Origin of the sequence: Amycolatopsis jiangsuensis (genome assembly GCF_014204865.1) — a bacterium.
GTDB lineage: Bacteria > Actinomycetota > Actinomycetes > Mycobacteriales > Pseudonocardiaceae > Amycolatopsis > Amycolatopsis jiangsuensis.
Genome location: NZ_JACHMG010000001.1, coordinates 2,341,925 through 2,367,609 on the forward strand (window position 1 = coordinate 2,341,925; position 25,685 = coordinate 2,367,609).

Annotated in this window: 17 protein-coding genes; 7 read left to right on the forward strand and 10 right to left on the reverse strand. The window is 71.0% G+C overall.

Translation table 11 applies throughout. The annotated features are described in order from the left end of the window. Nucleotide 1: 1 nt before the first annotated feature. Both BJY18_RS10185 and BJY18_RS10190 read right to left on the reverse strand, forming a co-directional pair. Nucleotides 2–2,284 carry a HelD family protein gene (locus BJY18_RS10185; RefSeq protein ID WP_312874096.1) on the reverse strand — a complete coding sequence of 761 codons (2,283 nt, stop codon included), beginning with the start codon at nucleotides 2,282–2,284 and terminating at the stop codon, nucleotides 2–4. A 102-nt stretch (nucleotides 2,285–2,386) separates the two neighbouring features. Further along, a complete protein-coding gene (locus BJY18_RS10190) occupies nucleotides 2,387–3,367 on the reverse strand; it encodes a heme o synthase (protein WP_184779747.1) in 981 nt (326 codons plus the stop codon). Nucleotides 3,368–3,847: 480 nt separating this feature from the next. Here BJY18_RS10190 and tkt point away from each other — a divergent pair, with 480 nt between their 5' ends. The 6 genes from tkt to pgl all read left to right on the forward strand — a co-directional run bounded on the left by tkt (nucleotide 3,848) and on the right by pgl (nucleotide 12,146). After that, nucleotides 3,848–5,950 (forward strand): transketolase, encoded by a 2,103-nt coding sequence (gene tkt, locus BJY18_RS10195; protein WP_184779748.1) that lies wholly within the window; start codon nucleotides 3,848–3,850, stop codon nucleotides 5,948–5,950. A 31-nt stretch (nucleotides 5,951–5,981) separates the two neighbouring features. After that, entirely contained in the window at nucleotides 5,982–7,094 is a 1,113-nt protein-coding gene (gene tal / locus BJY18_RS10200) for a transaldolase (RefSeq protein WP_184779749.1), read from the forward strand. Nucleotides 7,095–7,104: 10 nt separating this feature from the next. Beyond that, nucleotides 7,105–8,727 carry a phosphoglucose isomerase-related protein gene (locus BJY18_RS10205; protein ID WP_184779750.1) on the forward strand — a complete coding sequence of 541 codons (1,623 nt, stop codon included), beginning with the start codon at nucleotides 7,105–7,107 and terminating at the stop codon, nucleotides 8,725–8,727. Next, nucleotides 8,724–10,250: a glucose-6-phosphate dehydrogenase gene (zwf, locus tag BJY18_RS10210; protein WP_184779751.1), complete on the forward strand. Its 1,527-nt coding sequence runs from the start codon at nucleotides 8,724–8,726 to the stop codon at nucleotides 10,248–10,250. The genes BJY18_RS10205 and zwf overlap by 4 nt, the downstream gene beginning before the upstream one ends. Before the next feature lie 70 nt (nucleotides 10,251–10,320). Continuing rightward, nucleotides 10,321–11,379 (forward strand): glucose-6-phosphate dehydrogenase assembly protein OpcA, encoded by a 1,059-nt coding sequence (gene opcA, locus BJY18_RS10215; RefSeq protein WP_184779752.1) that lies wholly within the window; start codon nucleotides 10,321–10,323, stop codon nucleotides 11,377–11,379. Beyond that, entirely contained in the window at nucleotides 11,376–12,146 is a 771-nt protein-coding gene (gene pgl / locus BJY18_RS10220; RefSeq protein WP_184779753.1) for a 6-phosphogluconolactonase, read from the forward strand. Before opcA ends, pgl begins: the two co-directional genes overlap by 4 nt. Before the next feature lie 90 nt (nucleotides 12,147–12,236). Here the strand turns inward: pgl and BJY18_RS10225 are convergent, their stop codons facing one another. Then, on the reverse strand, nucleotides 12,237–13,184 hold the full coding sequence (locus BJY18_RS10225; protein ID WP_184779754.1) for a glycoside hydrolase family 25 protein: 948 nt from the start codon (nucleotides 13,182–13,184) through the stop codon (nucleotides 12,237–12,239). 341 nt (nucleotides 13,185–13,525) lie between these two features. Here BJY18_RS10225 and BJY18_RS10230 point away from each other — a divergent pair, with 341 nt between their 5' ends. Then, on the forward strand, nucleotides 13,526–14,752 hold the full coding sequence (locus BJY18_RS10230) for a sensor histidine kinase (RefSeq protein WP_184779755.1): 1,227 nt from the start codon (nucleotides 13,526–13,528) through the stop codon (nucleotides 14,750–14,752). 198 nt (nucleotides 14,753–14,950) lie between these two features. Here the strand turns inward: BJY18_RS10230 and BJY18_RS10235 are convergent, their stop codons facing one another. From BJY18_RS10235 to BJY18_RS10265, 7 genes are all read right to left on the reverse strand, one after another. Next, nucleotides 14,951–15,295 carry an RNA polymerase-binding protein RbpA gene (locus BJY18_RS10235; protein WP_184779756.1) on the reverse strand — a complete coding sequence of 115 codons (345 nt, stop codon included), beginning with the start codon at nucleotides 15,293–15,295 and terminating at the stop codon, nucleotides 14,951–14,953. Between the two features lie 75 nt (nucleotides 15,296–15,370). Further along, nucleotides 15,371–15,601, reverse strand: a complete 231-nt coding sequence (gene secG, locus BJY18_RS10240) for a preprotein translocase subunit SecG (RefSeq protein ID WP_184779757.1) — start codon at nucleotides 15,599–15,601, stop codon at nucleotides 15,371–15,373. Between the two features lie 133 nt (nucleotides 15,602–15,734). Continuing rightward, nucleotides 15,735–16,520: a triose-phosphate isomerase gene (gene tpiA, locus BJY18_RS10245; RefSeq protein ID WP_184779758.1), complete on the reverse strand. Its 786-nt coding sequence runs from the start codon at nucleotides 16,518–16,520 to the stop codon at nucleotides 15,735–15,737. Then, on the reverse strand, nucleotides 16,520–17,734 hold the full coding sequence (locus BJY18_RS10250) for a phosphoglycerate kinase (RefSeq protein WP_184779759.1): 1,215 nt from the start codon (nucleotides 17,732–17,734) through the stop codon (nucleotides 16,520–16,522). The genes tpiA and BJY18_RS10250 overlap by 1 nt, the downstream gene beginning before the upstream one ends. A 5-nt stretch (nucleotides 17,735–17,739) precedes the next feature. Further along, entirely contained in the window at nucleotides 17,740–18,744 is a 1,005-nt protein-coding gene (gene gap / locus BJY18_RS10255; protein ID WP_184779760.1) for a type I glyceraldehyde-3-phosphate dehydrogenase, read from the reverse strand. A gap of 1,258 nt (nucleotides 18,745–20,002) precedes the next feature. Further along, nucleotides 20,003–21,178, reverse strand: coding sequence for a winged helix DNA-binding domain-containing protein (locus tag BJY18_RS10260; protein ID WP_184779761.1), 1,176 nt, complete (start codon nucleotides 21,176–21,178; stop codon nucleotides 20,003–20,005). A 41-nt stretch (nucleotides 21,179–21,219) separates the two neighbouring features. Continuing rightward, on the reverse strand, nucleotides 21,220–25,677 hold the full coding sequence (locus BJY18_RS10265) for a coiled-coil domain-containing protein (RefSeq protein ID WP_184779762.1): 4,458 nt from the start codon (nucleotides 25,675–25,677) through the stop codon (nucleotides 21,220–21,222). Nucleotides 25,678–25,685 lie beyond the last annotated feature (8 nt).

A 25,685-nucleotide genomic window follows, 5' to 3' on the forward strand; every position in this document is an offset into this window, starting at 1 on the left:
TTTAGCCAAGCCCGGACAGGCCCGGGACCGGTTCACCGGTCTGGACCACTCCGAGGCGCTGGGTCGCCCGGGTCAGCGCCACGTACAGATCGTTGAGCCCGCGCGCGGAGCCTGCCACGATCTCGTCCGGCGCCACCAGCACCACCGCGTCGAACTCCAGCCCCTTGGCCCGGTCCACGGTCAGCACGCTGAGCCGTTCGTCCTCGGCCAGCAGTGCGCGCAGCCGTTCGTGGCGCGCCGCCGGGACGAGCACCGCCACCGTGCCACCGTCCACAGCGGACAGTTCGGCGCGGACCAGGCCGGGCAGGTCGACGTCCGGGTCGGTGCTGTGCCGGTGCCAGGGCGGCACCCCGGTCTCCCGCACCGACGACGGCGGGACGAGACCGCTGCCGAGTTCGGCGAGCACGCCCGCGGCCACCGCCATGATCTCGGCCGGGGTCCGGTAGTTCACGGTGAGCTGCTCGAGCCGCCAGCGCTGCTCCACGTACGGCTCCAGCACTTCGGCCCAGCTGTGCGCTCCCCCGGCAGCACCGGTCTGCGCGACGTCGCCGACCAGCGTCATCGACCGGTTCGGCGTGCGGCGCATCAGCAGCCGCCAGTCCATCGCGGACAGCTCCTGCGCCTCGTCCACGATCACGTGCCCGAACGTCCAGGTGCGGTCCTGCGCCGCCCGCTGCGCCGCGGTCAGCTCGCTGCGCGCCTGCTGCCGTTCGGCGAACAGCTCGGCGTCCAGCACGTCGGAAACCCGCAGCATCTCCTCGTCCTGGATCTCCTCGTCCTGTTCGAGGATGTCCAGCACGCCCTCGGCGTACGCCCGTTCCACGCGTTCGCGCCGGCGGTGCTGGGCCTGCTCCTCGGAATCGTCCACGCCGAGCAGCTCGGCCAGCTCGTCCAGCAGCGGCACGTCGGCAGGCGTCCACTTCGCGTCGCGACCGCTTTCCAGCCAGGTCAGCTCGGACTCCGGCAGCAGCTTCCCGGCCGCCCGGGCGAGGAAGGCCGGATCGGCGAACAGGTCGTCGAGCAGCCTTTCCGGGGTCAGCTTCGGCCACAGCCGGGTGAGCGCGGCCGCGACGGCCGGACTGGCCGCCAGCTCGGCGCGGATGTCCTGCACGTCCTGGGCGTCGAGCAGGTCCTCCCCCAGCTTGCGCGCGGCCTGCCGGGTCAGCGCGTCGAGCACGTCGGACACGAACAGCCGGCGCGCGAGGTTGTGCGGACGGCGCGAACGACGGGCCCGCGTGCGCGCCTCGGCGCAGGTTTTGCGGTCCAGCTTGAGGATTTCGCGCTCGTGCTCGATCTCCAGCACCGGTTCGGGCACCCGCTGACGGTCGCGCACCGCGGCGGCGAGCACGTCGGTCATCACCGCGCGGCCCTTGATCTCGGTGGCCTCCGGGGCCTCGGTCCCGTCGGCGTCCAGCCCCGGCCACAGCTGCCCGATCGTGGCCAGCAGCACGCCGGTCTCGCCGAGCGAGGGCAGCACCTGGCCGATGTAGCGCAGGAACGTGCTGTTCGGCCCCACCACGAGCACGCCACGCGTGGTCAGCTGCTGGCGGTGGGTGTAGAGCAGGTAGGCCGCGCGGTGCAGTGCCACCGCGGTCTTCCCGGTACCCGGGCCGCCCTGCACCACCATCACGCCGCCGAGCGGGGCGCGGATGATCCGGTCCTGTTCGGCCTGGATGGTGGCGACGATGTCGTTCATCTCGCCGGTGCGCCGGCGTTCCAGCGCCGCCAGCAGCGCCGCCTCGCCCGCCAGCCCGAGGTCCTGGCCCTGGTCGGCGGCGGTGAGGTCGAGGATCTCGTCGTCGAATCCGGTGACCCGGCGACTGAGCGACCGCAGGTGCCGCCGCCGGCGCACCCCCTCCGGGGAGGCGGCGGTGGCCAGGTAGAACGGCCGGGCGACCGGGGCCCGCCAGTCGATCAGCAGCGGCCGGTAGTCGTCGTCCTCGTCGAACAACCCGAGCCGCCCGACGTAGGTGGTCTCCTCGTCGTGGCCGGGCCGGAAGTCCAGCCGGCCGAAGCACAGGCCCTGTTCCACCGAACCGAGCTGCGCGAGCCGGTCGGTGTAGACCGTGGTGGCGACGTCGCGTTCGGTGCGCGCCTGCGCGTTGCGGCCGTTCTGCAGCAGGGTCTCGCCGAGGCGCCGCTGCGCGTCCTCGCGCTCGGTGTCGAGCTTCGCGAAGAGCGTCGAGACGTACGCCTGCTCACGAGCCAGCTCGGCGGCATGGTCAAGGGCATCGTCGGACGTGCCGTCCGGGACGGCACGGTCTGTTTCCCGGTCCGGGGACACGGACAAGACTCATCCTGCTTTCGCATCGGGGGAAGGCGGCGGAGGGCCGAAAGGAAACCAACGACCATTCAGCGTACGGCATTCCCGCGCGCGAGGACGAAATCAGAACGGCAGGCCGAGTACCGGCAACCCGATCGCGGAGTCGACCGCCAGCGCCACGAACACGATCATCAGATACGTGTTGGACCGGTGGAACAGCGCCATCGGCTTGGTCTCCACGCCGCGGCGGACCGAGGCGTGCAGGCGGTGGGCGTAGAAGAGGAACCACGCGCCGGCGACGACCGCGAAGGTGGCGTACAGCCAGCTGGTCACCGGGAGCAGCAGCAGCGTCCAGGCGACCATAACCCACGAGTACACGACGATCTGGCGGGCCACGTGCTGCGCGGTGGCGACCACCGGCAGCATCGGCACCCCGGCGCGCTCGTAGTCGTCGCGGTACTTCATCCCCAGCGCCCAGGTGTGCGGCGGGGTCCAGAAGAAGATGACCCCGAACATCACGAACGCGGGCCACTGCACGGTGCCGGTGACCGCGGCCCAGCCGATCACCACCGGCATGCAGCCTGCCGCGCCGCCCCACACCACGTTCTGCGAGGTCCGGCGCTTGAGCCCGAGGGTGTAGACGAAGATGTAGAACAGGATCGTGGCGATCGCGAGGATCGCCGACAGCAGGTTCACCGTGAAGTACAGGACGGCGGCCGAGGCGATCCCGAGCACCAGCCCGAACACCAGCGCGCCGCGGCGCGGCACCGAGTCCTTCACCAGCGGCCGCCGCTTGGTGCGGTTCATGACCTTGTCGATGTCCGCGTCGATCACGCAGTTGAGCGCGTTCGCGCTGCCCGCGGCCATGGTGCCGCCGACGAGCGTGGCCAGCACCAGCCACAGGTCCGGCACCTCGCGCCCGGCGAGGAACATCGCCGGGATGGTGGTGACGAGGAGGAGTTCGATCACCCGCGGCTTGGCGAGCGCGGCGTAGGCACCGGCCACCTGGCGGAAGCTTCGCCGGGCCCCGCGCGGTGGTGCACCGGCCGGGGATTCGGCGCTGGTGTCTTCACTGCGTCCGTGCGCAGCGTTCACCAACGACATTTCACTCCCTGTGTCAGTCCGGGGCCGGCGGATCGGAAGACCGTGCTGTTGGTGGTGAATCCTCCGGACCAGACCCGCGACCGATGGTAGCCGTGGCGATCCGCGCGCCCGCCCGCGGGGCCGGGACACGCCGCGGTCTGTCTGCTGCGTCACGCCCGCGCCGCACCGGCGGGCGGCCGCGCCCGGCCGGGTCCCGGGCACGCCCGGCGGGCGCGCTCCGCTCGTCCGCGCCGCAGCGCCGGTGACCAGCACCGGGACGAGCCGGCGAGTGCCCGCGAAAAGCTCACCCCACCGGCTGTCGCGGCGGCTGGGAACGGCCGTACCCACTAGGCTGCCCCCCAGGGGCCGAGTGGACTGCCTGCGCGCCGCCGCCGGCAGGAATATCGTCCCTTCGGGATCGATTGAGATTACTGGCAGTGCGCACCGGCAACACCATGAGAGACCCAGCCGCAACCTCACCGACGCAGGAGTTCGAGTTCAGTGTCCGAAACCGCTTCCACCAGCGAGAACAACCCGTTGCTCCGGCGTAACGTGCCGGCTGACTGGACCGAGACCGACACCCGCGCCGTGGACACCGTCCGGGTGCTGGCCGCGGACGCGGTCGAGCGCTGCGGCAGCGGCCACCCCGGTACCGCGATGAGCCTCGCGCCGCTGGCCTACACACTGTTCCAGCGCACGCTGCGGCACGACCCGGCCGACCCGGAGTGGCCCGCCCGCGACCGGTTCGTGCTGTCGGCCGGACACTCCAGCCTCACCCTCTACATCCAGCTCTACCTGGCCGGGTTCGGACTGGAGCTGGCCGATCTCGAGCAGCTGCGCCGCTGGGGTTCGAAGACGCCGGGCCACCCGGAGTACCAGCACACCAAGGGTGTGGAGACCACCACCGGCCCGCTCGGCCAGGGCCTGGGCAACGCGGTCGGGATGGCGATGGCCGCCCGCCGCGAGCGCGGCCTGCTGGACCCGGACGCCGCCCCCGGCGAGAGCATCTTCGACCACCGCGTCTACGTGATCGCCTCGGACGGCGACATCGAGGAGGGCGTGACCTCGGAGGCCTCGTCCATCGCCGGCCGCCAGGAGCTGGGCAACCTGATCGTCTTCTACGACGACAACAAGATCTCCATCGAGGACGACACGAACATCGCGCTGTCCGAGGACGTCGCGAAGCGGTACGAGGCCTACGGCTGGCACGTGCAGGTCGTCGAGGGCGGCGAGGACGTCGTGGCGATCGAAGAGGCGATCAAGGCCGCGCAGGCCGAGACCGGGCGCCCGTCGTTCATCGTGCTGCGCACGATCATCGGCTACCCGGCGCCGACCAAGATGAACACCGGCAAGGCGCACGGTGCCGCGCTCGGCGCGGACGAAGTCGCCGCGGTGAAGAAGATCCTCGGCTTCGACCCGGAGCAGAGCTTCGCGGTCGAGGACGCCGTCATCGAGCACACCCGCAAGGCGCTCGACCGCGGCAAGGAGGAGCGGGCGGCCTGGCAGCAGCGGTTCGACGCGTGGGCCGCGGCCAACCCGGAGCGCAAGAAGCTGGCCGACCGGCTGGCCGCGCGCGAGCTGCCCGAGGGCTTCGCGGACGCGCTGCCGAAGTGGGAGCCGGACGCCAAGGGCATCGCCACCCGCAAGGCCTCCGGTGAGGTGCTCAACGCGCTCGCCGAGCCGATGCCCGAGCTGTGGGGTGGTTCCGCGGACCTCGCGGAGAGCAACAACACCACGATGAAGGGCGCCGACTCGTTCGGTCCGGAGAAGGCCGGCACCGACATGTGGCAGACGAACCCGTACGGGCGCACGCTGCACTTCGGCATCCGCGAGCACGCGATGGGCTCGATCCTCAACGGCATCGCGCTGCACGGCGGCACCCGGCCCTACGGCGCCACCTTCCTCACCTTCTCCGACTACATGCGCCCGCCGGTCCGGCTGGCCGCGCTGATGCACGCGCCGGTCATCTACGTGTGGACGCACGACTCGATCGGGCTCGGCGAGGACGGTCCCACGCACCAGCCGATCGAGCAGCTGGCCGCGCTGCGCGCGATCCCCGGCCTCAACGTGGTCCGCCCCGCGGACGCGAACGAGACCGCCTACGCGTGGAAGGCCGTGCTGGAGGACGTGCACGCCCCGTCCGGCTTCGCGCTGACCCGGCAGAACGTGCCGGTGCTGGAGGGCACGAACGCCGAGGGCGTGAAGAAGGGCGGCTACGTGCTGGCCGAGGCGTCCACCGGGGCACCAGAGGTGGTCCTCGTGGCGACCGGCTCCGAGGTCCAGCTGGCCGTGGAGGCGCGCAAAACGCTCGAAGCCGAGGGCACCCCCACCAGCGTGGTGTCGATGCCGTGTGTCGAGTGGTTCGAAGCGCAGGAACAGTCCTACAAGGACGCGGTGCTGCCGCCTTCGGTCAAGGCCCGGGTGTCGGTCGAGGCCGGTATCGCGCTGCCCTGGCACCGGATCACCGGTGATGCCGGGGTGAACGTGTCGATCGAGCACTACGGTGCCTCGGCCGACGCGGCCACACTGTTCCGTGAGTTCGGTTTCACCGCCGAGGCCGTCGTCGACGCCGCGCACCGCTCGATCGCCAAGACCAAGAACTGAATTTCCGTCCACTGAAAGGGATGAAGCAGTCATGAGTACTGATCGGCTCGCGCAGCTGTCCGAGGCCGGCGTCTCGATCTGGCTGGACGACCTCTCGCGGCAGCGCCTGAACACCGGCAACCTCGCCGAGCTCATCCGCGACAAGCACGTCGTCGGCGTCACCACCAACCCGACCATCTTCGCCGGCGCACTGTCGAAGGGCGACGCCTACGACACGCAGGTGAAGGAGCTGGCCGACCGCGGCGCGGACCTGGCCGGCACGGTGCGGGAGCTGACCACCACCGACGTGCGCAACGCGGCGGACCTGTTCCGCGACGTGTACAACGCCACGAACGGCGTGGACGGCCGGGTGTCCATCGAGGTCGACCCGCGGCTGGCCAAGGACACCGAGAAGACCGTGGCCGAGGCCAAGGACCTGTGGAAGACGGTCGACCGGCCGAACGTGCTGATCAAGATTCCCGCCACCGAGGAGGGCCTGCCCGCGATCACGCGCACGCTCGCCGAGGGCATCAGCGTCAACGTCACGCTGATCTTCTCGGTCGAGCGGTACGAGGCGGTCATCAAGGCCTTCTTCGCCGGCCTGGAGCAGGCGAAGGCCAACGGCCACGACCTCAAGGGCATCCACTCGGTCGCGTCGTTCTTCGTGTCCCGGGTGGACAGTGAGGTCGACAAGCGGCTCAACGCGCTGGGCACCGACGAGGCCAAGGCGCTGCTGGGCGAAGCGGCCATCGCCAACGCGCGGCTGGCGTACGCGGCCTTCGAGGACCTGTTCGCCGGTGACCGCTGGAAGGCCCTCGCCGAGGCGGGCGCCAACGCGCAGCGGCCGCTGTGGGCCTCCACCGGCGTGAAGGACCCGGCCTACTCCGACACCCGCTACGTGGACCAGCTCGTGGTCCGGAACGTGGTGAACACGATGCCGGAGAAGACCATGGACTCCGTCGCCGACCACCTGGAACTCAGCGGCGACACGGTGTCCGGCCGCGGCGAGCAGGCCAAGGCGGTGTTCGACCAGCTCAGCGCCGCGGGCATCGACATCACCGACGTGTTCCTGACCCTCGAGAACGAGGGTGTGGAGAAGTTCGAGAAGTCCTGGCAGGAGCTGCTCGACACGGTGACCGGCCAGCTGGACAAGGCGAAGGGCTGAACGCGCGACCATGACCACAGGGGAAGAGACCGGCGTCGAGATCGTCGACGCCGCACTGGCAGGCAGGGCCGGGCCGCTGGCGCAGCGGCTGGCGGCCGACGGGGCCGCCGCGAAGCTCGCCGCGCAGGACGCCACGCTGTGGGGCCCGGACACGGAGTCCGAGGCTTCGATCCGGCTGTCCTGGACGACGCTGCACAAGTCCTCGCGTCCGTTGATCGGGGAGATCGAAGCACTGCGCACCGAATTGCGCGGCGAGGGCGTGGACCGCGTGGTGCTCGCGGGCATGGGCGGTTCCTCGCTCGCGCCGGAGGTCATCACGGCCACCGAAGGCGTGCCGCTGACGGTCCTCGACACGACCGACCCGGGCCAGGTGGCCGACGCGCTCGCGGGCGACCTCGAGCGCACCGTGATCGTGGTGTCGTCGAAGTCCGGCGGCACCGTGGAGACCGACAGCCACCGGCGGATCTTCGCCAAGGCGTTCGCGGATGCGGGCATCGACGCGGCCCGGCGGATCGTGGTCGTGACCGACCCCGGCTCGCCGTTCGCCGAACTGTCCGAAAAGGAGGGTTACCGCAAGACCTTCCTCGCCGATCCGCACGTCGGCGGCCGCTATTCGGCGCTGACCGCGTTCGGGCTGGTGCCGGCCGGGCTCGCCGGCGCGGACGTCGCGCGGCTGCTCGACCAGGCCGCCGCGGTGGCCGACACGCTGGCCGCGGACTCCGCGGACAACCCGGCGGTCAAGCTGGCCGCCGCATGGGCCGCCGCGCACGAGGACGGCGCGGAGAAGGTGGTGCTGGCCGACACCGGTTCGGGGATCACGGGATTCCCGGACTGGGCCGAGCAGCTGATCGCGGAGTCCACCGGCAAGCTCGGTACCGGGCTGCTGCCGGTGGCCGTGGAGGGGCCGGACTCCCCCGGCTTCGCCGGCGCCAAGGACGACGCGACCCCGGTCGCGATCGGCGCCCCGGAGGGTCCCGCGAAGATCTCGGTGACCGGCCCGCTCGGCGCGCAGTTCCTGCTGTGGGAGTTCGCCACCGCGCTGGCCGGCCGGCTGATCGGGATCAACCCGTTCGACCAGCCGGACGTCGAGGCCGCGAAGAAGGCGGCCCGTGCCCTGCTGGACGACCCGGAGAAGCTCAAGGGCGGGGAAGAACCGGCCACTGTGGACGGTGCGGTCGAGGTCTTCGGCAGCGAAGGCGTCGCCACCGAAGGCACGCTCACCGACGTGCTGCGCGCGTTCTTCGGCTCGGTGGCCGAAGGTGGCTACTTCGCGGTGCAGGCCTATCTGGACCGGCTCGACGACGCGTCCACCTCGTTGCTGCGCGGAGAGATCGCGAAGCGGACCGGGGTGCAGACCACGTTCGGCTGGGGTCCGCGGTTCCTGCACTCCACCGGGCAGTACCACAAGGGCGGCCACCAGAACGGCAGCTTCCTCCAGATCACCGGCGCGGTCGCCGAGGACCTGGCGGTGCCGGACCGCCCCTACACCCTGGGCCAGCTGCAGCACGCCCAGGCGCTCGGCGACGGCCAGGTCCTGGCCGAGCACGGGCGCCCGGTGCTGCGGCTGCACCTGACCGATCGCGCCGCCGGGCTCGCCGAGCTCGTGCGGGCAGTGCAGGAGGCCGTGCAGTGACCTGGCGCAACCCGCTGCGGGACGGGCGGGACAAGCGGCTGCCCCGCATCGCGGGACCGTCCAGCCTGGTGATCTTCGGGGTCACCGGCGACCTGGCACGCAAGAAGCTGATGCCCGCCATCTACGACCTGGCCCACCGCGGCCTGCTGCCGGCCGGCTTCTCGCTGGTCGGTTTCGCCCGCCGGGACTGGGAGCACCAGGACTTCGGCGAGCTGGTGCACGATTCGGTGCGCGAGCACGCGCGGACGCCGTTCAAGGAGTCGGTGTGGAACCGGCTCGCCGAGGGCATCCGGTTCGTGCAGGGCACCTTCGACGACGACGACGCGTTCGACCGGCTCGCCGAAACCGTGCGGGAACTCGACTCCGAACGCGGCACCGGCGGGAACACCGCGTTCTACCTGTCGATCCCGCCGAGTGCGTTCCCGGTGGTCACCAAGCAGCTGGCGCGTTCCGGGCTGGCCGCGGCGGACGAGAACACCTGGCGCCGCGTGGTGATCGAGAAGCCGTTCGGGCACGATCTGCGCAGCGCCAGGGAACTCAACGCGATCGTCAACGACGTCTTCCCCGAGGAGTCGGTGTTCCGCATCGACCACTACCTCGGCAAGGAGACGGTGCAGAACATCCTCGCGCTGCGGTTCGCCAACCAGCTGTTCGAACCGCTGTGGAACGCGAACTACATCGACCACGTGCAGATCACCATGGCCGAGGACATCGGCCTCGGCGGCCGCGCGGGGTACTACGACGGGATCGGCGCCGCTCGCGACGTCATCCAGAACCACCTGCTGCAGCTGCTCGCCTTCACCGCGATGGACGAGCCGCTGTCGTTCGAGCCGAAGGCGCTGCGCACGGAGAAGGCGAAGGTGCTGGCGGCGACGAAACCGCTGCAGCCGTTCACCGAGACCACCGCGCGCGGGCAGTACGCCGGCGGCTGGCAGGGCGGCACGAAGGTGCCCGGCCTGCTGCAGGAAGCCGGCTTCGCGAAGGACTCCACGACCGAGACCTACGCCGCGGTGACGCTGGAGGTGCAGAACCGCCGCTGGGCGGGGGTGCCGTTCTACCTGCGCACCGGCAAGCGGATGGGCCGCAGGGTCACCGAGATCGCGGTGGTGTTCAAACGCGCGCCGCACCTGCCGTTCGATTCGACCGCGACCGAGGAGCTGGGGCAGAACGCACTGGTCATCCGGGTCCAGCCGGACGAGGGCATCACGCTGCGGTTCGGGTCGAAGGTGCCGGGGACCACGATGGAGGTCCGCGACGTCACGATGGACTTCGGCTACGGGCACGCGTTCACCGAGTCCTCCCCCGAGGCCTACGAGCGGCTGATCCTGGACGTGCTGCTGGGCGAGCCGTCGCTGTTCCCGGTGAACGAGGAGGTCGAGCTCTCCTGGGAGATCCTCGACCCGGTGCTCGACCACTGGGCGAAGCAGGGTGACTCGCCCGAGCAGTACCCGCCGGGCAGCTGGGGACCGAAGTCGGCCGACGAAATGCTGGAGCGTACCGGCCGGAACTGGAGGCGTCCGTGATCCACCGTCGCGAAGCCGATCGGGGACGCCGACTGGGTGCGGGTACCCCGCAACAACACTGGAGGCGTCCGTGATCATCGACCTGCCGTCGACCACCGCGTCGGCGCTGAACAAGAAGCTCGTGGACATCCGCGAGCAGGGCGGCCAGGTCGCGCTGGGCCGGGTGCTGACCCTGGTCATCGTCGCGGACGACGACGCCAAGCTCGAGGACGCCATCGAGGCGGCGAACGACGCCAGCCGTGAGCACCCGTCGCGGGTGATCGTGGTGGCGAAGGGCGCGCGGACCGCGGCCCCGCGCATCGACGGCCAGATCCGGGTGGGCGGCGACGCCGGCGCGAGCGAGGTCATCGTGCTGCGGCTCTACGGTCCGCTGGCCGCGCAGGGACAGAGCGCGGTGGTGCCGCTGCTGCTGCCGGACGCGCCGATCGTGACCTGGTGGCCGGAGGCCGGCCCGAAGGCACCGGCGCAGGATCCGCTCGGGGAGATCGCCCAGCGGCGGATCACCGACTCGGCCGCGGAGAAGAGCCCGATCCGGTCGCTGACCACCCGCGCCAAGTCCTATGTGGAGGGTGACACGGATCTGGCGTGGACCCGGCTCACGCACTGGCGGGCACAGCTGGTGTCGGCGCTGGATCTGCCGCCGTACGAGAAGATCACCGGGGCGACGGTGACCGGGGAGGCGGATTCGCCCTCCACCGAACTGCTCGCCGGCTGGCTGGCCGAGTACCTCAAGGCGCCGGTGAAGCGGATCAAGAGTTCCAGCGCCCAGGGCATCATCTCGGTGAAGCTGGAGCGGCGTTCCGGCGCGGTGGAGCTGACCCGGCCGGACGGCCGGACCGGCACGCTGACCCAGCCGGGCCAGCCGACCCGGCGGATCGCGCTGCAGCGGCGGAGCAATCCGGAATGCCTGGTGGAGGAGCTGCGCCGGCTGGACCCGGACGAGATCTACGAGGCCGCGCTGCACGGCCTGCACAAGATCGCGCCGAGCGCCGCGGGCAAGACCACCGCCGCGGCGGCGAAGCCGAAGTCCGGCCGGACCGCGAAGGCACCGGCCAAGGCCGCGCCGGCGAAACCGGCCGCGAAACCGGCCAAGGGCCGGGCCAAGAACGCGGAAAAGAGCACCTCGTGAGCCGCACCGAGGTCGTCGTCTACGAGAACGCGGACCTGCTCGCCGCGGCCGCCGCGGCCCGGCTGGTCACCCGGATCGTGGACGTGCAGGCGGCCAGGGGTTCGGCGTCGGTGGTGCTGACCGGCGGCGGCACCGGGATCGCGGTACTGCGCGAGCTGCGGGAGTCCCACGCCAGGGACGCGATCGACTGGTCGCGCCTGGACGTGTACTGGGGCGACGAACGGTTCGTGCCGGCGGATTCCGACGAGCGCAACGAAAAGGGCGCTCGTGAGGCACTGCTGGACCATGTCCCGCTGGCGCCGGAGCGGGTGCACGCGATGGCCCCGTCGGACGGCGAGTTCGGCGACGACGTGGACGCGGCCGCGGCGGCGTACGCGAAGGTGCTGTCCGACGGCGCCGGAGACGGGGCCGACGTGCCGGCGTTCGACATCCTGCTGCTGGGCCTCGGCGGGGAGGGGCACACCGCGTCGGTGTTCCCGGACTCGCCCGCCGTGCACGAGACGGAGCGTTCGGTGGTCGCGGTCCGCGACTGCCCCAAGCCGCCGCCGACGCGGGTGTCGCTGACGCTTCCGGCCATCCGGCGTGCTCGTGAGGTCTGGCTGATGACCGGCGGCGCGGCCAAGGCCGACGCCGTGGCCCAGGCGCTGGCCGGGGCACCGGAAACGCAGCTCCCGGTGTCCGGAGCCCGCGGCTACCGCCGCACGCTGTGGCTGCTGGATCGTGCGGCGGCCGGCAAGCTCACCAAGGTCTACGAACCGCCGGCCTGATCTCGTAAGACGAAGCCGTGAAGGCCTCCTTCAGGGAATCTAGTTCCCTGCAGGAGGCCTTCACGGCGTTCGTGCCCCGGGGTCCGCGGATCAGCCGACGATGTCCAGGTCGAATTCGGCGTTGGTGCTGTACTCGAAGTCGGCCCACACGGCGCCGGGCAGCGCGTAGCGGCGGTGCGAAACCACCTTCGGGTCGAATCCCGGCTCGATTTTCGGGTTGTGCCCGATCCCGGACTTGTCACTGCCCCAGGCGTGGATGTTGCCGAGGAACACCGGGGTCGGCGCGAGCCCGTCCGGGCCGAGCCACGGCCGGATCACGATCGCCGCGGTATCGCTGCCGGAGAGCAGGAGCCGCACCGAGGTGATGTCCTTGCTCGGTGGAAGCTTCAGTCGTTCCATCAGTTCGGTCACCTTTCCTGCCGCGGGCGTCGCACCGGTCAGGTGCGCGTTCGTGTAGGACTCGTCCAGGTCGACGCCGTTCGCCTGGATGCCGGGTATCTGTCCGGTGCTGGAGTACTGGTGGATGTCGTACCGCCCGGCCGCGGGGTCCGGCCGGGCACCGTAGCGGGCGATCCAGATGACCAGGCCCGGCACGCCCCAGCCGTCCGGCCGCAGCTTCTTGGCCAGCGCGTTGTTCAGGTACACGCCGGGCCGGAAGCCCTGCCGCGCGACCTCGTTCGCGAACGCGGTGGCGAAGCCGCTCTTCTCCCCGTCCGGGATGTTCGGCAGCGAGGACGAGGCCGGGTTGTCCTCCAGGTCGAGCATCGGGGCGCAGCCGGTCGCGCCGACCCTGCGGACCTCGCCGAGCAGGATCCGGGCCTGCGCCTCGGGAGACGGGCTCGCCTGCACGAAGTGGTACCCGCCGACCGGGATGCCCACCGATTTCGACCCCGCGACCTCGGCGTCGCCGGTGCCGCCCGCCGCGGTGCCGCCACCGTCGGACAGCTTGACGTACACGTAGGTCACGCCGTGGTTCTTGACCGCGTGCCAGTCGGTGACGTGCTGGAAACTCCGGTAGATGTCGATACCCAGCGCCATACCCATCAGGATGACGCATTTCACCCGGCCCCGCGATCGACACCGCGGCGGGCAAATGGAGCAGCGGGCACTGCACCGAAGAGTGGCTCACTGCTATGGGGTGTCCGCCGTAGGGTTGACGTACCGTGCGGTGATCGACACATAGTGAGTTCAACTCTCGTCGCCTCACTCGTATGGCCTAGGAGGCGAGATCATTCAGCCAAGAGGACCACGGTGGGTGAAACTTACCGTCAACACACCCGTCCTCGTTAGCATCCGCACATTTGTTCCCCGCCGCGCGTCCCGATCGGGTGGTCGGCGCCTCTCATGACCAAGTCCACAAGACGAATGGGGTCGCCGAGATGAGCACAGAGGGACTCTCGATTCCAGGCATCTCGATGGGCAGCTCCGGTGCGGGGGCCGCCGACCGGGTCCGGCGTTTCCGCCTGGCCGGGGTGTTCGCCGCGCTGCGGCGCGGAGTCTTCGCCCCGCTGCGCCGGCCGGTCGTGACGACCGTATGTGTGGAGCTCGCCGTCGCCATGCTGGTCGTGCTCGACGTGTGGCTCGTCGTGCCGCCGAAGGCGCCGCCCTATTCGATCTACCTGTCCGGCGCCGCGTGTCTCGCGGTGGTGCTGCGGCGCCGGTTCCCCTTCCTGGCCATGCTCGCGGCCGTGCCGGGGTTCCTCGTCGGCTGGGCGCAGCTGGCGTCGATGATCACGCTGGGCATGCTGGCCACCCGCCGTCAGCTGGGTTGGCAGACCTGGGTGGGCGCGGCGCTGGTGTTCACCTGCCGGTTCGTGCAGTGGCCGCTGGACGAGTTCACGCAGCTGGGCTGGCGCGAGCACTTCCTCGACGGGATCTACAGCGTTTTCGTGGCGGGGATGCCGATCACCATCGCGCTGCTGATCGGGGCCCGCGCGGAGATCTCCGCGAAACTGGCCGAGCTGGCGAAGAGCCGGGACCGGGAACGCCGGCTCTACGCGGACACCATCCGCGCCGAGGAACGCGCCCGGCTGGCCCGCGAGATGCACGACGTGGTGTCGCACCAGATCACGTTGATCGCCATGCAGGCGGGCGCGTTGCAGGCGCAGGCGAAGGAAGGTCCGGCGCTGGAGACGGCCCAGGTGATCCGCGGGCTGTCGACCCGCACCCTGGAGGAACTGCGGTCCCTGGTGAGCGTGCTGCGCTCGGGCTCGGAGGACGACGGTCCCCGTCCCGGCATCGGCGAGCTGGACCACCTGATCCGCACCGCGGACGTCCCGGTGCAGCTGAGCGTGGAACAGCTGCCCGACACTTTGCCGAGCCAGGTGTCCGCGGCCGCGTACCGCACCGTGCAGGAATGCCTGACCAACGTGCACAAGCACGCCCCCGGCGCGACCGCGACCATCCGCATCCAGGCCGCGAGCGGCGGACTGGACATCGAGGTCGAGAACGAACGCGCCAGCCGGACCGGCGAGCACCTCCCCTCCGGCGGCCACGGCCTCACCGGCCTCGCCGAACGAGCCCGCCTTCTGGGCGGAAGCTTCGAAACCTCCGGCACGAAGAACGGCGGCTTCCGCGTCCGGGCACGATACCCACTGGACCGCTGACGCCCCGTTCCGCCTCGCCGCCCGCCTGCCCGCCGGAGCGCTTTCGAAGTGGCCAAGTCGAGCGCGAGACGAGCGCTGGACGGCGTCGGGCGTGGAGGCGAGCGCGGTGCGGGTCCGGAACGCAGAGCGTGCCGGAATGCAACGAAACCACCGTCCCGGGCCGTGTGGCGGCCGGGGCGGTGGTTTCGTGGACGGACCTCAGATCAGTTCGCGACGCTGGCGGAGGCGTTCCAGTGCCTCGGCCAGGATGGCTTCACCGTCGGCGTCGCTGCGGCGTTCCTTCACGTAGGCCAGGTGGGTCTTGTACGGCTCGGTGCGCGGCGCGGCGGGCGGGCTCTGCTCGTTCTGCCCGCCGGGGAGGCCGCAACGCGGGCAGTCCCACTCCTCCGGGACCTCCGCGTCCATCGAGAACGACGGACGGGCCTCGTGCCCGTTCGCGCACCAGTAGGAGACGCGGCGCCGCGGCGCCGACTCACCCCGTTCCGATTCGCCCGAAGGTCCCGCACCCACGCGGGTACCGCGAATCGCGTTACCGCCAACCATGAATCCTCACCCGTTGGAATCGGCGGCGCGCCCCCCTATAGGCACGCCGATCACCTGCCCCTGCACGGGGCACGGTCAGACCTTGAGCAGCAGCCCGAGACCCACGATGCTGATCAGCCAGATCGCGGCGAGCAGCAGCGTGATCCGGTCGAGGTTCTTCTCGGCCACGCTCGAGCCCGCCAGGCTGGACTGCATGCCACCGCCGAACAGCGACGACAGGCCGCCGCCACGGCCGCGGTGCAGCAGCACGGCCACCACCAGCAGCACACTGGAGGCGATCAACAGGATTTGCAGGAACAGCTTCATCTCATCCTCGGTGCTTGTCGGAGAATGCAGGGGTACGGCTCCCACCCGCGTGGCGGATCTTCACCGTACTCCCGGACTCGCCCACTGCTCTAGTGACGGACCGGATACACAGGCTACCCGGTAGTGGCCTCGATCAGGGCAGCGGGCCACCCGCCGCCAGTGCGCAGAGTTTGGTGAACTCGTCGCCGTCGAGGCTCGCGCCGCCGACCAGGGCACCGTCGATGTTCTCGGCCGCGACCAGCTCGCCGACGTTGCCCGACTTCACCGAGCCGCCGTAGAGCACCCGGACCGTGCCGGCGACCTCGTCGCCGTACTTCTCCGCCAGCGCCGCACGCAACGCCTTGCAGCACTCCTCGGCGTCGGCCGGCGTCGCGACCTTGCCGGTGCCGATCGCCCACACCGGCTCGTACGCGATCACCACGGTGGCGACCTGCTCGGCCTTGAGTCCCTTCAGGCCCTCGATCAGCTGAGCGGTGGTGTGCGCGAGGTGCTCGCCTGCCTCGCGGACCTCGAGCTCCTCGCCGACGCACAGGATCGGCGTGACGCCGTGCTTGAGCGCGGCCCTGACCTTCTTGTTGACCAGCTCGTCGGTCTCGCCGTGGATCGCCCGCCGTTCCGAATGGCCGACGGTGACGAAGCTGCAGCCCAGCTTCGCCAGCATCGGCCCGGACACGTCGCCGGTGTAGGCACCGGAGTCGTGCGGGGAGACGTCCTGCGCGCCGTAGCTCATCGACAGCTTGTCGCCGTCGACGAGCGTCTGCACACTGCGCAGATCGGTGAACGGCGGCAGCACCGCCACGTCCACCTTCGCGTAGTACTTCTCCGGCAGCGCGAACGCGATCTTCTGCACCAGGGCGATGGCCTCGAGGTGGTTGAGGTTCATCTTCCAGTTGCCGGCCACCAAGGGCTTGCGTGCCACTAGTTCTTCCCCTCCAGCGCGCTCACGCCGGGCAGTTCCTTGCCTTCCAGGTACTCCAGCGAGGCACCGCCCCCGGTGGAGATGTGCGAGAAGCCGTCCTCGGGCAGGCCCAGCTGCCGGACCGCGGCCGCGGAGTCCCCGCCGCCGACGACGGTGAACGCCTCGCTCGCCACGAGTGCCTCGGCCACCGCGCGAGTGCCGCCGGAGAACGCCTCGAACTCGAACACGCCCATTGGGCCGTTCCAGAACACCGTGGCCGCGTCGGCCAGTTTGCCGGCGAACAGCTCGCGCGTGCGCGGGCCGATGTCCAGGCCCTGCCGGTCGGCCGGGATCGCCGTGGCGGCCACGACCTCGTGCGGCGCGTCCGCGGCGAACCCGGTGGCGGCCAGCACGTCGACCGGCAGCACCAGCTCGACGCCGCGCTTGTCCGCCTCGGCGAGGAAGCCGCGCACCTGGTCGAGCTGGTCGGCCTGCAGCAGCGACTCGCCGACCTCGTGGCCCTGTGCCTTGAGGAAGGTGTAGGCCATGCCGCCACCGATCAGCAGCCGGTCGACCTTGGTCAGCAGGTTCGCGATGACGCCGAGCTTGTCGGACACCTTCGCGCCGCCGAGCACGACCACATAGGGCCGCTTGACGTCGTCGGTCAGCTTCTTCAGCACGTCCAGCTCGGCCAGTACGAGGCCGCCCGCGTAGGCGGGCAGCACCGACGCGACCTCGTACACCGAGGCCTGCTTGCGGTGCACCACGCCGAAACCGTCGGACACGAACGCCCCGCCCGGGACGAGCGCGCCCAGCTCGGCGGCCAGCTCCGAGCGGTCCACCGCGTCCTTGCTCGTCTCGCGCGCGTCGAAGCGGACGTTCTCCAGCAGCACGACGCCGCCTTCGGCCAGCCCGCCGGTCAGCGCCTTGGCGGACTCGCCGACCAGGTCACCGGCCAGCGCGACCTCCGCGCCGAGCAGCTCACCGAGCCGCTTCGCGACAGGTGCGAGGGTGTACTTCGGGTCCGGCTCGCCCTTGGGGCGGCCGAGGTGCGCGGTGACGACGACCTTGGCGCCCGCCTCGGCGAGCTTGCTGATCGTCGGCAGCGCCGCGCGGACGCGGCCGTCGTCGGTGATGCGGTCCCCGTCGAGCGGGACGTTCAGGTCGCTGCGCACCAGCACGTAGCGACCCGAGACGCCTTCGCCCAGCAGGTCGTCGAGGTTCTTGACACTCATCGGGTTCAGGACAGCTTCGCGCCGACGATCTTGACCAGGTCGGCGAGGCGGTTGGAGTAGCCCCACTCGTTGTCGTACCAGCCGACGACCTTGACCTGGTTGCCGATGACCTTGGTCAGCGGCGAATCGTAGATGCAGGAGGCCGGGTCGGTGACGATGTCCGAGGACACGATCGGGTCGGTGCTGTAGCGCAGGTAGCCCTTGAGCGGGCCGTCCGCGGCGGCCTGGTACGCGGCGTTGACCTCGTCCAGGGTGGCGGACTTCTTCAGCGTGACGGTCAGGTCGGTGGCCGAACCGGTCGGCACCGGCACGCGCAGCGCGTAGCCGTCCAGCTTGCCCAGCAGCTCCGGCAGCACCAGGCCGATCGCCTTCGCGGCGCCGGTCGAGGCGGGCACCACGTTCAGCGCGGCGGCGCGGGCACGGCGCAGGTCCTTGTGCGGGCCGTCCTGCAGGTTCTGGTCCTGGGTGTAGGCGTGGATGGTGGTCATCAGGCCCTGCTCGATGCCGAAGGCGTCGTTGAGGACCTTGGCCAGCGGGCCGAGGCAGTTGGTGGTGCACGAGGCGTTCGAGATGATGTTCTGCGAGCCGTCGTACTTGTCGTCGTTGACGCCCAGCACCACGGTGAGGTCCTCGCCCTTGGCCGGGGCGGAGATGATGACCTTCTTGGCACCGCCGGCCAGGTGCGCCTTGGCCGCGTCGGCGTTGGTGAAGAACCCGGTGGACTCCACGACGACGTCCACACCCAGCTCACCCCACGGCAGGTTGGCCGGGTCGCGCTCGGCGAGCGCCTTGATGGTCGTGCCGTCCACGACGATGCCGTCGTCGCCGACGCTCACCTCACCCGGGAAGCGGCCCAGGATGGAGTCGTACTTGAGCAGGTGGGCCATGGTGGCGACGTCGCCGAGGTCGTTGAACGCGACGACCTCGATGTCGTGACCGCTCGCCTTCACGGCACGGAAGAAGTTGCGGCCGATCCGGCCGAAGCCGTTGACACCTACGCGAACGGTCACTGCTGCCACTCCTTTGGGTCTTGAACACTGCCAACTCGAACCGGGGCACCGGCCCCGGAAGACTGCGGTTTCCGGCGCAACCCTAGCGCGCGGGCACGAGCGCCCCGGATTCCCCCGACGAGACTTCCACCACTGCGCGGAGACGTCAAGAATCGATTAAGAAGCCAGCTCAGCCACGTACCCGCGAAAACCGGCGGCGACCGGCGGACCACCTCCTTGATCGGTCTTGGTGCCCGGCCTCACCCGGCACATCCGGCCCTTCACCCGACCGGGACGCCCCACGGAGGGGAGGCGACGAACCGGACGCGGCCGGCGACCCCGGCACGGAACGTCACCGGTCCGGGCACGCGCCCGCGCCGGGCTGGGTGCCGCACCGGGCTGGGTGCCGCACCAGGCTGGGTGCCGCACCGGGCTCGCGGAGGCGGACCCGTGACCGGCGCACAGCGGACGGATCCAGGCACCGAGCGCGGCCGGCGGGTCCGTTCGGTCCGGCCACGACCGGTCCGAACGGACCCGGCCCAAGTACAAGACGTGGCCCAGGCAGAGCTGGCGGCAAAACCGGACGCGGGGGCCTGGCGGCGGGGCTGGCCAGGGCCTGAGACAAGGACCGGCGGAGACCGATGCCGGACAAGGCAGTGCGGGAGTCAGAGCCGAAGTCAAGCACCACAGGCAAGACCGGCGGCCGAGCCGGAGACAAACGCCAGGACGGCAAGTCCCGAAGAAAACACCCAAGCCAAGACCAGCGACGAGGCCGAAGACAACCGCCACGACGGCGAGCCCGACGACCAGCACCACAGGCAAGACCGGCGGCGGACGAACGCCAGGGCGGCGAGCCCTCGAATACGGCACCAAGGCCAAGACCGCGGCGAGCCCCGACGGCAAGCACCACGGCCACCACCAGCAGCGAGACCGGAAGCAACGGCCGGCCCCACAGCCACAAGCAACGGCCGGAGGGCAACGGGCAGACCCGAAGCCCGAAAGAACGCCCGGAAGCGAGTCACCCACGTTCCCGCGCCGACGTTCGCGCGTCCTACGTCCCTACGCCCACGCCCTACGCCCCCCGTCTCCCACGCCCCGCGTCCACGTACACGCTCCCAGGCCCGCGTCCCCACGCCCCACGTCCCCACGCCCCACGTTTCCACGCGCCCTCCGCTCCACGCCCCCACACCCCACCCCGCCAGTGCCGTGGGGCGGGGCGCGGCGGGGAGGCTCAGTGGCTGCTCCGTAGGCGGGGCCGGCCGCGGACCGGGTCACCTGGTCAGCTCGACAGTTCCTTCTCCTTCGGGGTGCGGAATTTCGGCACTACCCGTGACTCCCCCAGCCAGCCGGTCAGGCGGGCCGCTTCGGCTTTCACGGCTGCGGTCTTTTCCGTGCCGATGTCCTCCAGCAGTGCGGTCACCACCTCCCCGGACGGGCGCTGGGCCCACGCGCCCACCACGCGGCCGTCGCTCCAGATGGTGGGGCCGATGTTGCCGCTGCGGTCGAACAGGGCGGCGCGGTGCGGGCCCAGGTACCAGTCGCGGCCGGACCAGCCCATCGGGGTGGGGTCCAGTGCCGGCAGCAGCGCCACCCACGGGTCCGGTTCGGCGACCGGGTCCAGGTCGCCGGGCAGGGCGATCCCCGGGGTGCCGTCCAGCTCCACCTCGGCCGGGGCCACGACGGACAGCGCCCGTTTCGTCTGCCCCGCGTTCCACCCCGACCACCAGCGCAGGTCGGCGACGGTCGCCGGGCCGAACGCGTGCAGCCAGCGGCGGGCCAGTTCGGCTCGGGCGGCGTCGGGCGCGAGGCCCGGCCAACCCGCGGGCAGCCAGTCCGTCGACGGGGCCCAGTGGTACTGCGTGCTCAGCCACGTCCCCCGCGGCCGGCCACGCACGATCCGGCCGTCGACGGCCAGCTGGAACAACACCCGGCTGGTCACGTTCCCGATCGACGCGTACGGCTTGCCCTTCGCCAGGTGCAGCTGCTGACGCAAGCGCGGCTCGTCGTCCACCAGTTGTTGCGCGGTCGCGATTCCCCTGCCACGCAACGCCTTCTCCACGCTGTCCTCGACGTCGGCCAGCCACGGCGCGGGATCGGCCACGTTCTCCGGATGGCCCTGCGTACCCAGATGCTGCTCGAGCAGGCGCCGCTGCCGGGCGGCGATGTCGGTCGCGCACCCGGCCTGCACGCAGGCGGCCGTGTCGACCGACGTGACGAAGACCGTGCGCCGCATCCCGAGCAGACGCACCAAGCTCCGCTCCTCGTACAGCGCACGCTCGACGTCGGTCACCGACAGCCCGCGCACGCGCGCCCACGCGGACAGGTACACCGACGCCGGGTCGGTGGCGTGCAAAGCCACCACCCCGCCGACGGCCTCCTCGACGGTGGCCGCCGGCGCCGCGAGACAGTGGCGCGCACCGAGCCGGGCCCGGCGCTGGGCAAGGGAAATCTTCACCCGCTGATTCTTACCAGCGGGGTCCGACAAACCCGCCGCGTTCACGAAACGGGCTGGTCCTCCCAGCCACGCTCGTCCGTACGGGTGAACATCCGCGTCGCCGACAGCCGCGCGACGCCGTCCGGGTCGCCCAGATCGTCGAGCGAGGTGCGGATGGTCGCGTCGACCGACAGGTACTTGCGGCCCGCCCGCAGGTCCGCGTCGTTGCGCAGACGCACGATCAGCGGGAATTCCGCGAGTGCCCCGGCATCGAACAGGCCGGTGGTGTAGATCAGCTGCACGCCGAGCGCCTCGGCGACCGCGCGCTGCAGCTCCAGCAGGTACCCCGCGGACGCGCGGCCGATCGGGTTGTCCAGGAACAGCACGCCGGAATGCCGGTTGCGCGCCTTGCCCCGGTTGTTCGCGCGCAACGCCGCGAGCGTGCAGTACAGGATGATCGCCGCGGTCAGCTGCTGGCCGCCGGAGAACACGTCGCGGATCTCCGACACCCGCTGACGTTCGGTGCGCAGCACGGAGTCCGGCTTGAGCATGTCCACCCGGAATCCCTTGGGCGCGGCCACTCGCACGCCGCGCAGCACGAGGGACAGCCCGTCGCGCTTCACGTCGCGGCCGTCGGCGGTCTTGCCCGCGGCCGCCTCGTCGACGACCTCGCCCAGCTTCTCCGCCAGCTCGTGGTCTTCGAGCTCGCTGAACCGGATCCGCAGGAACTCCTGCCCGGACCAGTCGCCGAGGCCGTCCGGTAGCCGGGACACGCGCTGGGCCGAGCGCAACGTCCGCAGCGCACCCTCGACCATGCCCTGCAGCCGCGTGATGATCCCGCCGCGATGCCGGTCGATCTGCGCGAGGTCGTCGGTGAGCGTGCGAAGCCGCGGCCGCAACGCCTCCGTCCACTCTGCCGCGTGCGCGGGCAGCTGATCGCGCTTCACGGAGACCACCTGCTGACGCACCGGGGTGGTCAGCTTCTCGAACCGCTTCTCCGTGGCGTACTGCGCGAGCTGATCCGCGGCCGCGCGCACTCGCTTGTCGCCGGCGTCGGCTGCAGCCTGAGCTTCGTTGAGCACAGTGTTCAGCCGGGTGTGCTTCGCGCGCGCTGTCTCGACGTCGTCTTCGTACGCGGCAGCGGGCTCCTCGGGCCGCAGATGCGCCAGCGACTCGGCCAGCAGCCCGAATCCGGACGCCGATTCCTTGGCCGAGTCCAGCGTTCCCTCCGCTGCCGCACGGCGTTCCTGCAGCTCTTCCCACTGCCGGGCCGCCGCGGACACTTCCAGCGAAGCGGCGTCGATCAGCTCCAGGCCGTGCTCGATGTCGCGCGGCCGCTCCGCGGGACCCGCGGCGTTCGAGTTCAACGGCAACGCGTCCAGCTCGGCGCGACGCGTCGACACCTGGCCGATCACTTCGGTGCGCTCGTCCTCCAACGCGTCCACCACCCGGCGCGCACGCGCCAGCGCGGCCGCGCGGGCAGAGGCGTCCGAACCGTCCGGTGTTTCCAGCAGCTCCGCCGCGCGCTGACGCACCTGCTCGTCCAGCGCCTCCAGCGCGGACGACGCAGCCGCCTCCGCGGACTCCGCCTGCTCCAGCTCCGCGCGAAGGTCACTGCCGACTTCGACCTTCGCGTACGCCTCCGAAGCAGACGCGAAGGTCCGCCGCAACGCGTCGACCGGTTCCGCAGGCGTTTCGGTGCCCTCGGGGACCTCGGCAGCACCAGGTACCTCGGCCAGCTCGGCGCGGGCAGTGGTGGCGGTACGACGGTGGCCGTCCGCAGTCCGCTGTTCCTCTCCTGCCTGCTCGCGCAACCGGGCCGCGCGGGCAGCAGCGTCCGACGCAGTAGTCTCGGCGCGCTCCGCGACCTCCGTAGCGCGCTCGACCTCTTCGGTCCACTCCGCGACGCGCGCGGCGCGCGTCGCCAGCTCGCCGAGCCTGCGCGCCTTCTCCTCGGCTTCCGCGGCCGCTGTCCGCAAGGCCGGGACCTTTTCCCGCAGCGAAGCGGCTTTCTCGCTCAACCGTGTGAATTCCGCGTCGGCTTGTGAGAGCGCCGTCTGCGCCGTCTCACGGGCGGCACGGGCACTCTCGGCCTGCTCGGCAAGTGTCGCGACCGCGCCCGCCGGATAGTCCTCGCGCCACGTGGTGAGCTTCCAGATCAGTGCGCCGTCCGCGGACAACGTCTCGGACAGCTGCTCCAGCCGCCGCTGCCGCTTCGCATGCCGCTCGGCCACGGCCTCGCGCTCGGTGTCCGCGGCTTCCTCGTCGTACATCGCCGGATTCGGCGGCACGAGGAACTCGACGCCCGCCGCGGCCGGCTGGTCCGCCGACTGGAACGCCCCGGTGGTGCCGACAGCGATCACCGCGCTAGGCAGCAGCCGCCCCGCCGACAGCACCTCACGCGCCCGCGGTACCTGCGCGACGTCGTTCAGCAGCACACCGGCGACCAGCTGCGGCATCCGCGCCAGCACCTCTTCACGGCGCGCGGAATCCAGTTTGGACAAATAACGCCAGCCGGACCACGCGGTGATCCCGGCCTGCTCCAACGCGTCCAGTGCGGCCTGCACGTCCTCCGGCGGAGGCAGCAGCCCGCCCGAACCGAGCGCGGTCAGCGCCCGCTCGTCCGCCGACTCCTCCATCCGCAGCGCGGTCTGCTCCTTCTCCACGGCCGCGCTCGCCTCGCGCAACCGCTGCAGCAGCACCGGAAGATCACTTTCCGGGTGCACGTCGTCGGCACCCAGCAGCTCCATCAACCGCGGTTCGGCGGCCAGCGCGTCGGTACGTCGATGCGCACGCTCCAAGTCCTCGGCAGCGCGCGCGAGACGGTCCTGAGTGGACCCGGCGAGCTGATGTGCTTCGTTCACCGACCGTTGCGCCGCCTGCACATCCTCGCCGACGCGGTCGAGCTCCTGCTCGCGGCGCGCGGACTCCGCGGCCGCTGCTTCGGCCTCCGTGCGCGCGACGCGCGACGCCTCGGCCACGTCCGCACCAGCGGTCAGCAGTCCACCACGGACCGACGTGGAAATCTCCTCGCGCAGCTCGGCAATCCGCGCGGACAACCCCCGCGCCTCGGCGCGCCGTGCGGCGGACAGGTTTGCCGCTTCGTCGCGCTCGGTCTGCGCCTTTTCCGCTTCGGCACGCAACGCGTCCGCGTGCGCCTCCGCCTTGTCCCCTTGGCGCTGCGCGTCCCGCGCCAGCGCGAAAAGGCCACGAGCGAGCGCGGACGCCGCGGCGTCGCGCGCGGCAAGTGCCGGCTTCGCCTTCTCCTCGCGGTTCCCGACCAGCTCGCGCAGATCCTTCGCTTTGCGCGCGGAGTTCAGCCGGTTCAAGACTGTCGCTGTCTCGCGCCAAGCCTCGGCCTGGGTCTTCGCCTCGGTCAGCTCGCCGTCCACGCGCTCACGCTCGGTCTGCGCTTCCTCCAGCCGCAGCACGGCGACGAGGCGGCGCAGCTCGGTGACACCCACGGTGAGCCGCCGATGGTCGCCTTCGGCGAGCTTCTCCGCGGTCTTCACCTCGTCGACGTGCTCCTGCAGTCCGGACAGCCGCGCGTTCTCCAGCTCGTCGCGCGCGTGGATCCGGCCGGACAGCTCCGCCAGATCGGCGCGCGCGGAGTCCGCGATCCGACGGGACGCGGCCGCGACACCTTCCTCCTCGTGCAGCGGGCCGAGCAGCTCCAGCGCTCCCTCGACGAACTCCTTCTCCGCCAGAAGATCGCCACGCTGCGCGAGGTTGTGCGCGTACGTCGCCACGACCTCCGCGAGGTCCTTCGGCTCGTCCTCGGACAGCACAGCGCGCAGCAGGAACTCCACGAACCCTTCGTCGGTGGAGAACGCGAAGGCGTCCGCCGCCTCGCCTTCACCCGCGTTCATCGCACGCTGGTAGCGGAACAGCTCGGTGTCCAGCCCGAGCTGGTCGAGCCGCCCGGTCCACTCGTGCTGCCGGCGCGTCCAGAACAGCTCCAGCTCCGGTTCGGCCATCGCCGCGCCCGCGATCCGGTCGTGGAAGCCGGACACGGTGAGCAGCCGGCCTTCCTCGGCCAGCGGCAGCGTTTCCAGATCCAGGTCCGCGGTCGGGCGGAAGCAGTACCACGAGTCGACGAGGTTCTCCGCGTCCGCCGACGTGACGTGCCCCCGCCATTCGGAGACCTTGCCGGTGATCACCCGCCGCCCCGTCTCCACGTGCAGCCATTCCAGCACCACGTGCGCGACGTCCTTGGCCGCCACGAACTTCTCCAGCACCTTCGTGCTCGTGGTGCCCACCACCTGACGGCGGCCGGGCAGCATCACCGAGAAGATCAGTTTGATCAGCACCGACTTCCCGCCACCGTTCTCGAGGAACAGCACACTCGCCGGCGACGGGCGGCGCACCACCCCGCCGGTGTGCACCCCCGCGGAGAACAGCGCGTCCTGCTGCGGCGTGGTGATCGTCGCGCCCACGCCACTGAAGTCCAGCACCACGTCCTGGTAGCGGGCACCCGCGGGGCCCACCGAATGCAGGCGGACCCGCGAAAGCTCGTACATCGTCAGTC